This is a genomic window from Paraburkholderia sp. SIMBA_054, assembly GCF_046534875.1.
GTDB classification, from domain to species: domain Bacteria; phylum Pseudomonadota; class Gammaproteobacteria; order Burkholderiales; family Burkholderiaceae; genus Paraburkholderia; species Paraburkholderia hospita.
In genome coordinates, this window is the sequence record NZ_JAWRXV010000046.1 from 1 (window position 1) to 15,260 (window position 15,260).

The 15,260-nt window shown below is 62.5% G+C and carries 12 protein-coding genes; 8 read left to right on the plus strand and 4 right to left on the minus strand.

The window, feature by feature from the left end; all coding sequences use genetic code 11:
* Positions 1-187: 187 nt before the first annotated feature.
* Both SB822_RS38780 and SB822_RS38785 read right to left on the minus strand, forming a co-directional pair.
* A complete protein-coding gene (locus tag SB822_RS38780) occupies positions 188-1,666 on the minus strand; it encodes a sodium:solute symporter family protein (protein WP_410857107.1) in 1,479 nt (492 codons plus the stop codon).
* Positions 1,663-1,875, minus strand: a complete 213-nt coding sequence (locus tag SB822_RS38785; RefSeq protein ID WP_007589733.1) for a DUF3311 domain-containing protein — start codon at positions 1,873-1,875, stop codon at positions 1,663-1,665. Before SB822_RS38785 ends, SB822_RS38780 begins: the two co-directional genes overlap by 4 nt.
* A 313-nt stretch (positions 1,876-2,188) precedes the next feature.
* On the opposite strand from SB822_RS38785, the gene SB822_RS38790 reads away from it, so the two are divergent.
* The 4 genes from SB822_RS38790 (at position 2,189) to SB822_RS38805 (ending at position 7,265) form a co-directional block, all read left to right on the plus strand.
* On the plus strand, positions 2,189-2,860 hold the full coding sequence (locus tag SB822_RS38790; RefSeq protein ID WP_007589734.1) for a MarC family protein: 672 nt from the start codon (positions 2,189-2,191) through the stop codon (positions 2,858-2,860).
* Between the two features lie 94 nt (positions 2,861-2,954).
* Positions 2,955-3,788, plus strand: coding sequence for a class II glutamine amidotransferase (locus SB822_RS38795; protein WP_007589735.1), 834 nt, complete (start codon positions 2,955-2,957; stop codon positions 3,786-3,788).
* 91 nt (positions 3,789-3,879) lie between these two features.
* Positions 3,880-6,198, plus strand: a complete 2,319-nt coding sequence (locus SB822_RS38800; RefSeq protein WP_086916958.1) for a putative bifunctional diguanylate cyclase/phosphodiesterase — start codon at positions 3,880-3,882, stop codon at positions 6,196-6,198.
* A gap of 71 nt (positions 6,199-6,269) precedes the next feature.
* Positions 6,270-7,265 carry an endo alpha-1,4 polygalactosaminidase gene (locus SB822_RS38805; protein ID WP_410857108.1) on the plus strand — a complete coding sequence of 332 codons (996 nt, stop codon included), beginning with the start codon at positions 6,270-6,272 and terminating at the stop codon, positions 7,263-7,265.
* A 24-nt stretch (positions 7,266-7,289) separates the two neighbouring features.
* Here SB822_RS38805 and SB822_RS38810 read toward each other — a convergent pair whose 3' ends face one another.
* Together SB822_RS38810 and SB822_RS38815 are read right to left on the minus strand one after the other, a co-directional pair.
* Positions 7,290-7,928 (minus strand): LysE family translocator, encoded by a 639-nt coding sequence (locus SB822_RS38810; RefSeq protein WP_410857109.1) that lies wholly within the window; start codon positions 7,926-7,928, stop codon positions 7,290-7,292.
* Positions 7,929-8,056: 128 nt separating this feature from the next.
* A complete protein-coding gene (locus tag SB822_RS38815; RefSeq protein WP_086916956.1) occupies positions 8,057-8,815 on the minus strand; it encodes a glutathione S-transferase family protein in 759 nt (252 codons plus the stop codon).
* Between the two features lie 274 nt (positions 8,816-9,089).
* Here SB822_RS38815 and SB822_RS38820 point away from each other — a divergent pair, with 274 nt between their 5' ends.
* From SB822_RS38820 to SB822_RS38835, 4 genes are all read left to right on the plus strand, one after another.
* A complete protein-coding gene (locus tag SB822_RS38820; protein WP_007589740.1) occupies positions 9,090-9,260 on the plus strand; it encodes a hypothetical protein in 171 nt (56 codons plus the stop codon).
* Positions 9,261-9,965: 705 nt separating this feature from the next.
* On the plus strand, positions 9,966-11,261 hold the full coding sequence (locus SB822_RS38825) for an MFS transporter (RefSeq protein ID WP_410857110.1): 1,296 nt from the start codon (positions 9,966-9,968) through the stop codon (positions 11,259-11,261).
* A 23-nt stretch (positions 11,262-11,284) separates the two neighbouring features.
* Positions 11,285-13,726, plus strand: a complete 2,442-nt coding sequence (locus SB822_RS38830; protein ID WP_410857111.1) for a TIM-barrel domain-containing protein — start codon at positions 11,285-11,287, stop codon at positions 13,724-13,726.
* Positions 13,727-13,836: 110 nt separating this feature from the next.
* Positions 13,837-15,021, plus strand: a complete 1,185-nt coding sequence (locus SB822_RS38835) for a porin (protein WP_410857112.1) — start codon at positions 13,837-13,839, stop codon at positions 15,019-15,021.
* Positions 15,022-15,260 lie beyond the last annotated feature (239 nt).

A 15,260-nucleotide genomic window follows, 5' to 3' on the forward strand; every position in this document is an offset into this window, starting at 1 on the left:
TTTGCGGCGGCAAAGAAAAGTAGGTGCCGCCCCGCACAGGGGCGACGCTTGAAGCACGAAGGCAATACGCGGATGCCGGCGAAAACCCCAAAAAACCAAACCGGCCGAGCCACGAAGACAAAACCCGGATGCCAGCGCCGCACCAGGCAAACCACAACAAAATGCGCCGCCAGCAACACACAAAAACCTAACGCGTCTGCACGCGAGACTGATCTGTTTCAGCTTGCGGCTGCGTAACCGCACTAACAACAACAAACACGACAAGGTTCACCGCCAGCGCAACAAACCCAATATTGACGTCCTTCAAGGCATCTGGCAAAAACGGCATCAACTGCCCGACACTCAACTTGAAGATAGTCGTCACAGCAACGACAGCGACCCCGACCAGAATCCCACAAAACGCCCCTTGTTTCGTCGCCCGATTCCGCGGCGCGAGACTGCAAATAACGGCAGGAAACAGTTGCGTAACAAAGCTATACCCCATCAAAAGCAGCGCAACAATGGTCTCGCCGCCATGCAGCGTAAACAGAACAGCAACAACCGCGACCACCGGCACGCAAACCCGCGCAAGCTTCGCAACAGTCTCATCAGAAGCATTCCGCTGCACGAGCCCACGATAAATATCATTGGCAAGCAGCGTTGAAGCCGTAGTGAGGATCATCGAACCGGGCACCAGCGCCGTCAGCACGCCTGCTGCACCAATCACCCCAACGAACCACGGATCAAAAGTCTGCAACGACAGCTTGAACAGCGAAAGATCGATATCGCCGCCCTTAAGTCCCGGCACCTTCAACGCCGCAGCAAACCCGACAAAAAACACAAACAGCAAGATCAACTGATAAAGCGGCAGCACAATCGCATTGCGCCGAAAGATGCGTTCATCCTTCGCGGTAAAAACAGACCCGAACGTATGCGGCCACATGAAAAACCCAAGCGCCGTGAGCAGCACAGTCGACTGAAACCACGTAACGCTCGAACCTTTCTCAGGGAACGTGAGAAAACCAGGCCGCGCCACATCGATCGCATGAAACATCTGCCCGAGGCCACCGTAGTAATGCATCGGCAGATAGATCCCGAGAAACAGCACGATGCCAAGTATCAGCATGTCCTTGACGACCGAGTTCCACGCCGAGCCGCGCACGCCCGACACAATGACATAGACCGTCACCACGCCCGCGCCGATCCAGATCGCCGCCGACGACGAAATCACGCCATAGGAAGCCGTCGACACAATAATGCCCAGCCCCTTGAGTTGCAGCACGAGATACGGAATCAGCGCGGCAACGTCAACGACGGCAACCAGCACCCCAAGCGACGCGCTATCGTACTTTCGCGTAAAGAAATGCGGCTGCGACACGACGCGATGCGTCTTCGCAAATCGCCAGACAGGCGGCAGCATCCAGTACGACAGCACATACGCCAGCGTGCCATACGCGAGGATGTAATAGACGGGTGCGCCCTTGCCATATGCAAAACCACTGCCGCCAAGGAAGGTGAACGTCGTGTAGATCTCGCCCGCCATCAACAGGAACACGAACGCGGTGCCGAAGCTGCGGCCGCCCACCGTCCATTGCTCGAGGCTCATGTCATGCCCATGACGGGCACGCACGCCAAGATAGAGCGCGAACAGCGTGACGGCGACGATGATTGCGAGGGCGCTGCTCATGAACGCACCTCCTCGCCAGACGAAGCCTGCCGGTTCACAGGATCGAGCCGGTAGATGATGGCCATAATGACCGAACTGAGCACCACCCACATGACGATCCATGCAAGCACGAACGGCATGCCGAGCACGAGCGGCTCGACGCGGTTGACGAACGGAACGCCGAGCAGAATGCCGATGAACGGCAGCACGGCGAGCAGACGAAATGACATGGGACAACTCCTCGAATGAGAATGAGCCGGTCTCGATGAACGTCAATTCCTGAAGTAACGACTGGGATACCGCGCACCGACTGTATGCCTCTTGCCACATTCCGGTAAAGGTCGCCAAAAATATGCAGGTATATTGAAAGGAACGTGCGCAAACGCAGTGCCTGTGGGCATCGGCATGCATCGCAGGCGTGCTGCATTGCATGAAGACGGTGCCTCCCGCGTGGCGTGTGGAATTCGTTGCATATACACTGGTCGGCCCTCATGCTCCGTTGCGCGGCGCAAAAATCAAAACCATCAAAGAGCAAATTCATCGATGATTTCGAGCCTGATTTCGGAGATTCTGTTTGGCTTCACCGGGTTGATCAGCATCATCAATCCGATCGCGATCGCCTTCGTGTTTCTCGACCGAACGGATTCGCTGACGGACGCGGAACGCGCCGCGCTCGCCAAGCGGGTTTCCCTCAATGCGTTCTTCGTGCTACTGGTCGTATTCTTTGTCGGCACGCCGATCCTGCATTTCTTCGGCATTTCAATGGAAGCGCTGCGCATCGGCGGCGGTCTTGCCGTGGCCGTCAGCGCGTGGAATATGCTCAATGCGCCGGAACGTCAGCCGAACGAGGCGGCCGTGAAACCCGTTGATCCCGACAACGCGATGTCGAAGGCATTCTTTCCGCTGACGGTGCCGCTCACGACGGGCCCCGGCACGATGGCGACGGCCATCGCGCTGAACGCGAACCGCAGCCACAAGCTGTCGGAGTTCGTGATGTCGTCGATCGCGTCCGTGACGATTTCGATTCTTGTCATGCTCGCAGTCTGGTTCACGTACAACCACGCCGCGACCCTCGGCCGCTATCTGGGCAAGGAAGGCACCAAGGTGGCGCTGCGCGTGTCCGCATTTTTGCTGCTCTGCATTGGCGTGCAGATCATCTTGACGGGGCTGGCCGAGTTTCTTACGCCGATCGCCAGTGGCCGGGCGGGCGGCTGAACGAATGAGCACCGGATACGAAGCGGACGTGACCCGGATGTGAACCGTTTGAAACCGGCGCGGGCGTAGGCGTTTTTCATCGAGGAGAGCGATCATGTGCCGCTGGCTGGCTTACACAGGAAACCCGATTCAGCTCGAAGCCGTGCTGTTCCGGGCCAAGCATTCGCTGATCGACCAGAGCCTGCATTCGCGGCTCGGGCAGACCACCACCAACGGCGACGGCTTCGGCGTCGGCTGGTACGGCCATCCAACTGACATCCCGTTCCGCTACCGCTGCGCGCATCCCGCGTGGAGCGACCGCAATCTGCGCGACGCCGCGCGGGCCGTGCGCGCGTCGCTGTTCGTCGCGCATATCCGCGCGGCGACGGACACGCCATCGCAGGAAACCAACTGCCATCCGTTTCGCCACGGCCGCTGGCTCTTCATGCACAACGGTCTCGTGCGCGACTATCCTAAAGTGCGGCGCGACCTGATGCTCGGCATCGACCCGGACCTGTTCGCATCGATCGAAGGCTCGACGGATTCCGAAGTCATGTTCTTTCTCGCGCTCACGTTCGGGCTCGAAATCGACCCCGTGCTCGCACTGGAGCGCATGGCGGGTTTCGTCGAGGAGACGGGGCGGCGGCACGGCATCGAGGCGCCGCTGAACATGACCGTCTGCGCGACGGACGGCGAGCAGATCGTGTCGGCGCGCTATTCGAGCGAGCGGCAGTCGCGCTCGCTCTACCACAGCACGTCGATCCGACATCTGATGGAGTTGTATCCTGATGATCCACGTCTGGCCGCCGTCGGCGCAGACGCGTTCCTCGTGCTGTCGGAGCCGCTCGTCGACCTGGAAGGCTGGTGGCAAGAAATACCGGAATCGACGGCGATCGTCGCGAAGCGCGGTGGGATCGAGGCGAGGCCATTCGATCCGCATGTAAAGTAGCAGCGTTGCACGTCCACGGCCACGCGCTCCGTATAAACCCTGATACGCGGCGCGCGTCCGTCTGCCGTTGTTGCATGAAGGGAGTGCAACCATGAGTCGTCCAGTGACTGCAGACATCGCGACTGACAAACCATCCGAAAGCACTCGCCACCGGTCCGATCTGGCCGCCGAGGTGCTGGCATCGGAACAGAGCGTATTGCGCCTGCTCACGCGCAGCACGCCGTTGCCCGAGCTGCTGGCGGAAGTGTGCCGCCGCGCCGAAACGCTGCTAGGCGAGGGCTCGCGGTGCTCGATCCTTGTGCTCGATACCGATGGCGTCACCGTGCGCGTCGGCGCGTCGCCGTCGCTGCCGGCGCATTACAGCGCGGCCATCGACGGCATGTCGATCGGCCCGTGCGCCGGTTCCTGCGGCACGGCAATGCACGACCGGCGGCTGGTGATCGTCGAGGACATCGAAAGCGATCCGCTATGGGCCGACTACCGGCATCTCGCGCTGCCGCTCGGGCTGCGCGCCTGCTGGTCGGTGCCGTTCGAGGACGACGCGGGTCAGGTGCTGGGCGCGTTCGGCGTCTACTACGACAGGCGACGGCGTCCGGACGACGATGAACACGCCTTGCTGCACGAGATCGGCCACAGCGTCGGCCTTGCCGTCCATCAGGAGCTGATGCGCAAGCGCCTCGCGGAAAGCGAGGAGCATCACCGACTCGTCGTCGATCACCTGAACGAAGGCATCGTCGTGCAGACGCGCGAAGGCATCGTGCTCGCCTGCAATCCGAGCGCGCGGCGCATGCTGCGCGCGACGGGCGAAGTGATCGGCCAGGACATCTACAAGGTGATTCGCGCCGCGTACTGGGAAGACGGCTCGCCCGTCGAGCCAGGCGAGCAGCCGACGCAGCGCGTGCTGCGCACGGGCAAGCCCGTGGTCGGCATGACGCTGCGGCTCGAGCTGACAGGCGGCGAATCGATCTGGATCACCGAGAACGTCGTACCCATCGTCAGGCCGGGCGAAACCGAACCGAACGCCGTGCTCGTATCGTTCAACGACATCAGCGCGGTGCGCTCGGCGCGTGCGCAACTGCAGCACCTCGCGACGCGCGATTCGCTGACGGGGCTCTACAACCGCGCGTTTCTCGCCGACCGGATGAGCGCGCTGCTCGCGCCGCATGCGGGCGTCGAAGGGCATGAAGCCGATGCGTCTCAACCCGCCGTGACGAGACTGGCCGTGCTGTTCGTGGATCTCGACGGCTTCAAGAAAGTCAACGACATCGCCGGCCACGAAGCGGGCGATGCGCTGTTATGCAGTGTCGCCGCGCGGCTCGCTACCTGCGTGCGCAGCGAGGACACCCTCGCGCGCGTCGGCGGCGACGAGTTCGTGATCGCGACGGGCGACTACGGCGACGAATCGTTCCTGACTTCGCTCGCGCAGCGCGTGCTCGACACGATCGCGATGCCGTTCGCGGTCGGCGGCAACGAGTATTACCTTGGTGCGTCGATCGGCATCAGCCTGTTTCCCGACGACGGACGCGACGCGCAGACGCTGATGCGCAACGCCGACTCCGCGATGTACAACGCGAAGCAGCGCGGCCGCAACAACTTCCAGTTCTTCACAGCCGAGTTGAGCGAGCGTTTGCAACGGCGCTTCGCGATCGAACAGTCGCTGCGGCGCGCGCTCGTCGCCGACGAACTGAGCCTCGCGTATCAACCGATCGTCGAGGGCGCGACGGGGCGCATCGTCGGCGCCGAGGCGCTGTTGCGCTGGCATAACGGCGAGCTGGGCCATGTGTCGCCCGCCGAATTCATTCCCGTCGCCGAAGACACCGGCCTCATCATCGACATCGGCCGCTGGGTGCTGGAGAACGCGTGCCTGCAGGCCGTCGAATGGCGCAGAACGATCACGCCGCATCTGATGATGGCCGTGAACCTGTCGCCGCGTCAGATCAACGGCGAGCTGATCGAGCATGTGGCGCTGAGTCTGGAGCGCGCGGGGCTGGAGGCGTCGGCGCTCGAACTGGAGATCACGGAAGGCGTGCTGATGAGCGACAGCGACACCGTCATGCCGCTCCTGACGACGCTCGCGCGCATGGGCGTGCGCATTTCCGTCGACGATTTCGGCACCGGCTATTCGTCGCTGTCGTATCTGAAGCGTTTTCCGTTGCATAGCCTGAAGGTCGACCGTTCGTTCGTCGCGGGCTTGCCCGAGCATCGCGATGCCGTGGCGATCACGCATGCCGTCGTTGCAATGGCGCATTCGCTCGGGATGAACGTGACGGCGGAGGGCGTCGAAACGAGCGAGCAGGCGGCGTTTCTGCGCTCGATCGGCTGTGAGCGGCAGCAGGGCTACCTGTTCGGCCGGCCCGTCGTGCCGGGCGAGTTCGCGCGCGAGGCGCAGCGGCTGCAGGCGGGCAACTGATCGATGCTGCTTGCAGTTCGTTCACGCGAGGCGGTTACACTGGCGCTCGTTTCTTCCCTTGCGAGCGATGCGTGGACGGAGAGTTGAAGTACGCGTTTGATGGCGCACAGCGGTTTTGTGCCGGGCTGGTTGCGGCGTTGACGTTGGCGTTGTCGCTGGCTGGCGCAAGCGTCGCTGCCCCGCCATCTGCGGATCAACCCACCGACCTCGTGCAGACCCGCGCGTTCGACGCGTCGCCGTGGATGTCGTACTACGGCGATGCAGCGGCGCTAGGCAGCATGACACGCGCGGCGTCGACTTTTCGTGTCATCGACGTCGATCTCGATCCCGACGCGGACAACTTCACGCCCGCCGAGGTCGCCGCGCTCAAGAACGACGGCGGCAACATCGTGCTGAGCTACCTGAACATCGGATCGTGCGAGACGTATCGCTCGTACTGGCGCGACGTGCCGGAAGGCTTCGTGTCATGCGAGGCGAACAAGGCGGCGCACGCGGGCACGTATCGCGGCTACCGGCAGGAGACGTGGATGAATCTGTCGAATGCCGATTACCAGCGGCTTATCGTCGATTACGTCGCGCCGCGTCTGGTCGCGCAGGGAGCGGACGGCTTCTACCTCGACAACCTCGAAATCGTCGAACACGGTACGGCGACGCGCAACGGCCCTTGCGACGCCGCGTGTGCGCAAGGCGGCCTCGATCTCGTGCGCAAGCTGCGCGAGAAATACCCGGCACTCGTCTTCGTGATGCAGAACGCCACCGGCCGCACGACGCGCGAAGGCATGACGGGCGGCATCGCGTTCGCATCGCTGCTCGATGGCGTCGCGCATGAAGAGGTGTATGCGCCGAAGTACGACGCTGCGGCGGAAGCGGAACTGGGCGCGTGGAAAGCGTTGGCGCTCAGGCCGAATGGACACGCGTTCTGGATCGCGACGCTCGATTATGTCGGCGGTTGCGATGCGGCCGCGAAAGCGCGCCGTGTGTTCGCGCGCAGCCGTGCCAAAGGTTTCGTGCCGTATGCGTCGGACGCTAGCGCGAAGCAGGGCGTCGTGTGCTACTGGCAAAAATAATGGACGCGCACGCGGTTTGAACGATCACGCGCGCGACGTCAACAGCTTCAAACCCGCCAGGCCGAAGACGATTGCGAGGCCGCCGTCGAGCCAGCGGCGAATCGACAGGTACACGCGGCGCGCGAGCGGCGTCGAGAACAGCGCCGCATAGCTGCCGAACACCAGCATGCCGATCGCGAGGCATCCGGCGACGATGGTCAGCATGTGCGGCGCGCCGCCGTTTGCAGGCGACGCGAGCGCCACCACCGAAATCCACACGAGAATCGCCTTCGGGTTCGTCAGATGCAGCAGCAAGCCGCGCGCGTAGATGCGGCGCAACGGCAGATGCGTCCCCGCCGCTTGCGTCCGGGCGGCACGCGGCTTCAATGCCGAGCGGCCCGACTTGAACGCGAGCCACAGCAGATAGCATCCGCCGAAAATCTTCAGCCCGACCATCGCCCCCGAGAACGCCAGCAGCGCCGCCGACAGCCCGAGTGCCGCCAGCATCGCCCAGAAGCACGAGCCGCACACGACGCCCGCTGCGAACGCGAGCGCGGCCTTGCGCCCGTCCGTGGACGCGATCGACATGATGGCCAGATTGCTCGGCCCGGGACTCGCCGTGCCGACGAAATACGCGGAGTAGGCGAACAGGACGTTCGCGGAAAGGATCGGAAGGCTTGTCATGGGATGGGCGCGGAAGAATGAGGCGAGCGGAGATTGTCACCGGCGCGGGCATTGTGCGGAAGAGACAGTTCGCGGTTCGCGAGGCAGGCCAGCGGCACTGACGATTCATGACAGTGCATGCGGGGGATTCAGCGTCGCGCCGCTCGCGTGAGGTCTGGCCAGCAGCGTTCGGCGATCCGCTCGTGATACGCCATCAAGGCGGGATGCCGCGAGACGAAATCGCGCACCGGACTTTCGAACGGATGCGCGACCGTCGTGTGGACCCACGCGAAGCCGGTTGCGTCGATCGTCGTCGGTTCGTCGCCGAGCAGGAAGCGCTGGTCGCCGAGCAGATCGGCGACGGCCTGCCAGCCTTCGATGCCTATCTGCGCGACTTCGTCGTAGCTGTGCCGTCCTGTGCCTTGCTCCCACGCCTGGCGCAGCACCTTGCGCCGAATCACGGGCATCAGCAGCGGCGCGAGCGCGCCCACCAGCGACCGGACGGGTGGCGGCGCGGTGAGCCGCGCGTATTCGGTCAGAATCGGTTTATAGATTCCCATGTTGCGCTCGACGGCCCAACGGAAATACACGGTCACGAAATACAGATGCGTTTCGAAGAGCGCTTTGATCGCGGCCGATTGCGCGCGTTGCTGCGGATCGAGCCGCGCGTCGTTGAGCGCATTCGGATAACGGCGTTGCAGGTAGGCAATGATCGCGGACGAATCGCAGATCGTCACGCCGTCGATCTCCGCGACGGGCAGCTTCTTTTTCGGCATCGCGTTCAGATTCCCGATGCGTCCTTCGTACGGAATGCCCGAGAGTCTCAGCCACGTTTCGAGCTTGACGACGAATGGACTGAGATCGGGCGGCATCGCGCCGGAACCGTCGCCGAACTTGTACACGATCATGACGTCCTCTCATACGCGTTGTCCTGCTGCGTGCGCCGCGCGTGGCTGGCAACCGGGATCCTACAGGCTCGCGGGCGCGCGGTGAATCCGGCCAGTTCAGCGTGCACTGATTTTCGTGCCAGCGCGATGCGTGGATTGTTGTCGCCACGCAAACATAGATTCCCCGCGCATGCGATTGATGCTTGACGATGGATTCATAGAATAGATATCAAGGCGCGCGGGTTTTTGAGGGCGCCAGGCGATTCAAGAGTTCGGACGAATAACGGAGATTGAAATGGACATCCTGGACGTAGCGCGACAAGCAGGCATGACCGTCGTGCTTGAAGCACGGATCGGTCGACAGGAATATCACAGTGTGCATGGATCGCTGGCGGCGCTGCAAAGTTTCGCCGAGCGGGTGAGGGCGTCGACGATGGAAGAAACCCAAGCCGTCGAGCATGAGTGAAAAAAAAGAGCCGTCGGTTTGCGACGGCTCTTTGGCGCTATGTGGTCTCCAGCGCTTGATCTGGCGATTAGCCGCTGAACAGTTCGACGAGACAGACGACCGTCGTGAACAGTCCGATGCAGCCGCCCAATGCGACCGCACCTTGCATGAAACCTCCTAAATTCCCCATATAGCGCTCCGTAGTGTTCTAGGTGGTGGCGCTAGTCTAAATCGAAAGAAATAAGAAAGGTAAAAGAAAGTATTGGCGAAATTTTTGCCGATATGTGCGCGTCTTAACTTGTACGACGACGTATCTCAAAGAATTTTCTCGCCACACAGCTATTTCTTCGACCTGTTTCCCATTTCACGAGACGCTACGGACGATTGGACTCCTTTCGGCCTGTCTGCGGGCAGCTTCCTCAGTATTCCAATCTTCCTTTTGGCGCGTAAGAGAACAATCCGATGTTCGAATGAACATCATGCGTGTTCCATCCACGTTTTTGTCCTTTCGCAACACAGCCGCCCGCAAATTGCGCAGAGCGGCCGTCTGACAGGCCTTTCGCCCTGTCTGCCTCGCGTACTACGTGGTTTTCCCTGGTATCCTACAGACGTTTCAGTGATACGATGACCGACGATAAATGCTGGTGGATGTTCGAATTCGCGCATCCACCCGCGATACCGCCGGGCAACCTCGGGCCCGGTCTGCACAAGGAAATGGAGACAGACTTGAGAACAATCATTGGCCTGCGCTGGTGGATCATCGCGCTCGTGTGCCTCGGGACCATCGTCAACTATCTGTCGCGCAACGCGCTCGGCGTCATGGCGCCGGAGCTAAAGACGTTGCTGCACATGAACACGCAGCAGTACTCGTACGTCGTCGGCGCGTTCCAGATCGGCTACACGATCATGCAGCCGGTCTGCGGGCTGATCATCGATCTGATCGGGCTGCGTCTGGGCTTCGCGCTGTTCGCCTGCCTGTGGTCGGCAACGGGCATGCTGCACGGTCTCGCCAGCGGCTGGCTGTCGCTCGCTGCAATGCGCGGCCTGATGGGTTTGTCGGAAGCCGTCGCGATTCCTGCCGGCATGAAGGTGGTCGCCGAGTGGTTTCCGAATCGCGAGAAGTCGGTGGCTGTCGGCTATTTCAACGCGGGCACGTCGCTCGGCTCGCTGTTCGCGCCGCCGCTCGTCGTGTTTCTGTCATTGCGCTACGGCTGGCAGAGTGCGTTTGCCGTGACGGGCGCGCTGGGTTTCGTGTGGGCGGCGCTCTGGTACGTGTTCTATCGCGCGCCGGCCGACCACAAGCGGATCAGCGAGAAAGAACGCACGGCCATCGTCGAAGGGCAGACGCCGCCCGCCGCGCAGGGCCAAGACAAGCGCCGCATCCGCGAAGTGCTCGGCACGCGCCGTTTCTGGGCGATCGCGCAGGCGCGCTTTTTCGCCGAGCCGGCCTGGCAGACCTTCAGCTTCTGGATTCCGCTCTATCTCGCCACTGAGCGCCACATGGACCTGAAGCAGATCGCGATGTTCGCGTGGCTGCCGTTCCTCGCGGCGGATCTCGGCGGTCTGTTCGGCGGTTATCTGTCGCCGTTCCTGATGAAGCGGCTGCGCGTGCCGCTCATCTGGTCGCGCATCGCGGGCGTCGTGCTGGGCGCATTCATGATGATCGGTCCGGCGTGCATCGGGCTGGTTGCTTCGCCGTACGAAGCCATTGCGCTCTTCTGCGTCGGCGGCTTCGCGCACCAGATGATTTCCGCGCTCGTCAACACACTGGCCGCCGACGTGTTCGAGCCCGGCGAAGTCGGCACCGCGGCGGGCTTTGCGGGCATGGCGGCGTGGATCGGCGGGCTTGGATTTTCGCTGATGGTGGGCGCGCTGGCCGACAAGATCGGCTACACACCGCTGTTTGGCGCGCTCGGCGCGTTCGACCTGATCGGCGCGACGCTGCTGGTGATCCTGATGCGCGGCGTGTCGCGCGACGCCCGTCTGCAACGCGTCGAAAACGGCGCGGGCAGCGCGGCCTGAACTGATTGACCTGGAAATACATCATGGCTACGTTGAAGAATCGACCGCGGTTTTCCGTCTCCGAACCGCTTTCCGAACCGACTGCCGGACAACCCGGCAATCCGATCGTGTTGTCCGACGCCAGTGGCGCGCGGATCGAACTGTTCGTTCTGTCGGACGACATTATCCGCGTGCTCGTGTTGCCGACGGGCGAGCTTCGCGGACCGCGCACCTGGTCGATTGCACCGGGTCTGGAAGACGTACCGCTCGATGGCCGCGACCGGCGCGACACGAGCGGCTTCGGCGAAACGGTGTTCAGTGCGACGAGCGACGCAGAACGGCTCGTCGTCGAAACCGCGCAGGTCCGTCTGACGGTCGCGCTGGACGGCGGCTTTTGTTCGTGGGCCATCGCGCGCGACGGCGCGTGGCACGACGTGATGCACGACCGCAAGACACAGGCGTACAACTTCGGCTGGTGGGACGACCGCGTCTATCACTACGTCGAGCGGCAGCGCGGCGAAATGTATGTGGGCCTCGGCGAGCGCGCGGGCACGCTGGATCGCGCAAACCAGAGCTACGAGATGCGCAACATCGACGCGATGGGCTATAGCGCGCGTAGCACGGACCCGCTCTACAAGCACATCCCGTTCTATGTGACGTGGCAGCCGCAAACATCGATGGGCTTCGGCCTGTTCTACGACACGCTCGCCGACTGCCGCTTCGACATGGGCCGCGAGCTGGACAACTATCACGGCCACTACCGTCATTTCGTTGCCGAGCATGGCGATCTGGACTACTACTTCATCGCGTCGGCGGATACGCCGTTGCACGCGGTGCGGCGCTTCACGTGGCTCACGGGTAGGCCCGCGTTGATGCCGAAGTGGGGCCTCGGCTATTCCGGCTCGACGATGAGCTACACCGACGCGCCCGACGCGCAACACAAGATGGGCGAGTTCATCGAGCGCTGCCGCGAGCATGACGTGCTGTGCGATTCGTTCCACCTGTCGTCGGGCTACACGTCGATTGGCGCGAAGCGTTACGTGTTCAACTGGAATCACGAGAAATTTCCGGACATCGAAGGTTTCGTGCACGGCTATCTGCGCGAGGGCGTGAAGCTGTGTGCGAACATCAAGCCGTGTCTGTTGCAGGATCACCCGGCATTCGACGAAGCCGCGAAGGCGGGTCTACTGATCGAATCCCGCGACGGCGAGCCCGCATGGGTGCAGTTCTGGGACGAAGTGGGCGCGTATCTCGACTTCACCAATCCCGCCACCATCGACTGGTGGAAAGCGCGCGTGAAGGACAGTCTGCTGCGCTACGGCATTGCATCGACGTGGAACGACAACAACGAGTTCGAAATCTGGACGCCCGACGCCATCGCGCAAGGCTTCGGCGAGCCGTTCCCGGCACATCAGGCAAAGGTGCTGCAGACGCAGTTGATGATGCGCGCATCACGCGACGCGCAGCGCGAGCACGCGCCCCGCACGCGGCCATTTCTCGTGTCGCGCTCGGGCGGCGTCGGCATGCATCGCTATGTGCAAACGTGGTCCGGCGACAACTACACGTCGTGGGAAACGCTGCGCTACAACCTGAAAATGGGCCTCGGCCTGGCGATGTCGGGCGTGTCGAACAGCGGTCATGACATTGGCGGATTTTCCGGTCCGGCGCCCGAGCCGGAACTGCTGCTGCGCTGGGTCGCGTTCGGTATTTTCCTGCCGCGTTTTAGCATCCATTCGTGGAACGACGACGGCACCGTCAACGAACCCTGGATGTATCCCGAAGCGACTGCGCAGATCGCTGGCCTCATCAAGCTGCGGTATCGGCTGATTCCGTACCTGTACGAACTGCTGTGGCAATCGCATCGTTCGTACGAGCCTGTACTGCGGCCGCTGTTCGCGGAGTTTCCGAACGATCCGCGCTGCCTCGCAGATGGCGACGACATGATGCTCGGTTCGTCGCTGCTCGTTGCGCCTGTGGTGGAGCAAGGGCAGAGCGAGCGCGAAGTGTATCTGCCTGATGGCGCGCGCTGGGCGTCGTACTGGAGCGGCGAGGTGTTCGAGGGCGGCCAGAGCGTGACGCTGCCCGCGCCGTTCGAGCAACCCGTGATGCTGCTGCGCGAAGGCAGTGTCGTTCCGTTGAACGTCGCAGAGCAGCACTTCGCGCAACCCGCTGACGAGCGCGCGTTCATTGCGCTGCCATTCAAAGGAGCCGGCACGGCGCAAGGCGGTTGCGTCGAAGACGACGGCGAAACGGAAGCGTGGCGCGATGGCGTGCAAGGGCGCTGGAATGTCGCAATCGCAAGCGACGCAACCACGCTGCGTATCGCTATCGACCGCGAAGGGCAGATGCCGTTCGAGCAACACGACGTGCAACTCAGCGTGCCTTCATCCGAGACCCGCGCCGCCATTTGCACGAACGGCGAAGTGACCAGCGATGAAGTCGTGAACGGCTGGCGTCGACTGACGCTGCGCCTCGCGCATCCATAAATTCAACACACGACACGAGCAACAGTTCGCATTTCCAATCCACCACCATGTTGCATGGGACGAGAGCAGGGCGTTGAAGCGCCTGCTCCGTCGCAAGGAGACTACAAGCAATGAAGACTTTGAAATGCACGCGCAAGCGTGCAATGGCCCTCTCATGCCTGCCGCTCGCGGGCGCGGTACTGTCGACAAGCGTTTTCGCGCAAAGCAGCGTCACGTTGTACGGCGTCGTCGATAACGCATTCAGCTACGTCAGCAATCAGCGCGGCCATTCGAACTTCTATATGAGCCAGGGCAACCTGCAGGCGAGCAAGTTCGGCCTGCTAGGCGCAGAGGAACTGGGCGGCGGCACGAAAGCGATCTTTCGGCTGGAAAGCGGTTTCAATTCACTGACGGGCGCGCAAAGCAGCGCGGGCAACCTCTTCAACCGGCAGGCGTACGTCGGCCTGAGCAACGACAAGTACGGCACGGTGACGCTCGGCCGCCAGTACACGCCTTACTTCAGCATGGTCGGCGCGCTCGGCCCGACGGGCGTGCTGACGGGGGCTACGGGCGCGCACCCGGGCGATCTCGACGCGCTCGACACGACGCTGCGTTTCAACAACTCGATCACTTATGCATCGCCGAATATCGCGGGTCTCACATTCGCCGCGCAGTACGGGCTTGGCGGCGTGCCGGGCAGCGTGACGAACGGCAGCAATCTGAGCGCGGCGCTGCGTTACGACTACCAGTCGTTCTCGGCCGCGGCGGGCTATGTGAAGCTGAAGGACATCACGACGAGCCAGTCGCTCGGCAGCTTCGCGATCAATTCGCCCGTCAACAACGGCTACGCGAGCGCGAGCAGCACGCAGATGATCGCTGCGGCCGCCCGCTACAACATCAGCGACCTGATGGTCGGCGTGAACTACTCGAACGTGCAGTACGCGCCGGGTTCGCGCTCGCTGTTCGCGAGCGAGGCGGTGTTCAACACGTACGGCGCGATCGCGACTTACCGGTTCACGCCGTCGGTGATCGCGGGGATCGGCTATAGCTACACGCGCGCCAGCAAGGCGAACGGTATCGACGATCCGGCGCAGTATCACCAGATTTCGCTGGAGCAGACCTACAGCCTGTCGAAGCGCACCACTTTCTACGCGCTGGAGGCGTATCAACTGGCGCGCGGCAAGTCGCTGATCGCGTCGGGTTCGGGCGTGACGATCGCGGACGCAGTGGCTGTGGTCGGGGATTCGCAGAATACGACGCCGTCGTCGGGACCGTCGCAGTTCGTTGGCATGGTGGGCATTCGTCACTCGTTCTGACCACGTCGTCATTGAACGCGGCAAGCGATTTGCCGCGATTCATCGCGACTTGACGCCGGGCGTCGCGACCTTGCGGCGGCCCGGCGTTTCTTTGTCCGCCGTTTGGACACGCGCGAAGGGATACGTACGGTTCAATCCCACGTTCGACAGCGTCAAGGACGGTCACGTTTATCCGGGCGGCGGGCTGCAGCATTTCATTCCGTGATCTGAGAAAGCGCACCTGACGCCTTGTATCATCG

Coding starts and splice junctions, on each gene's coding strand:
- SB822_RS38780 (WP_410857107.1), bottom strand. CDS start 1,666: ATGAGCAGCGCCCTCGCAATCATCGTCGCCGTCACGCTGTTCGCGCTC.
- SB822_RS38785 (WP_007589733.1), bottom strand. CDS start 1,875: ATGTCATTTCGTCTGCTCGCCGTGCTGCCGTTCATCGGCATTCTGCTC.
- SB822_RS38790 (WP_007589734.1), top strand. CDS start 2,189: ATGATTTCGAGCCTGATTTCGGAGATTCTGTTTGGCTTCACCGGGTTG.
- SB822_RS38795 (WP_007589735.1), top strand. CDS start 2,955: ATGTGCCGCTGGCTGGCTTACACAGGAAACCCGATTCAGCTCGAAGCC.
- SB822_RS38800 (WP_086916958.1), top strand. CDS start 3,880: ATGAGTCGTCCAGTGACTGCAGACATCGCGACTGACAAACCATCCGAA.
- SB822_RS38810 (WP_410857109.1), bottom strand. CDS start 7,928: ATGACAAGCCTTCCGATCCTTTCCGCGAACGTCCTGTTCGCCTACTCC.
- SB822_RS38815 (WP_086916956.1), bottom strand. CDS start 8,815: ATGATCGTGTACAAGTTCGGCGACGGTTCCGGCGCGATGCCGCCCGAT.
- SB822_RS38820 (WP_007589740.1), top strand. CDS start 9,090: ATGGACATCCTGGACGTAGCGCGACAAGCAGGCATGACCGTCGTGCTT.
- SB822_RS38830 (WP_410857111.1), top strand. CDS start 11,285: ATGGCTACGTTGAAGAATCGACCGCGGTTTTCCGTCTCCGAACCGCTT.
- SB822_RS38835 (WP_410857112.1), top strand. CDS start 13,837: ATGAAGACTTTGAAATGCACGCGCAAGCGTGCAATGGCCCTCTCATGC.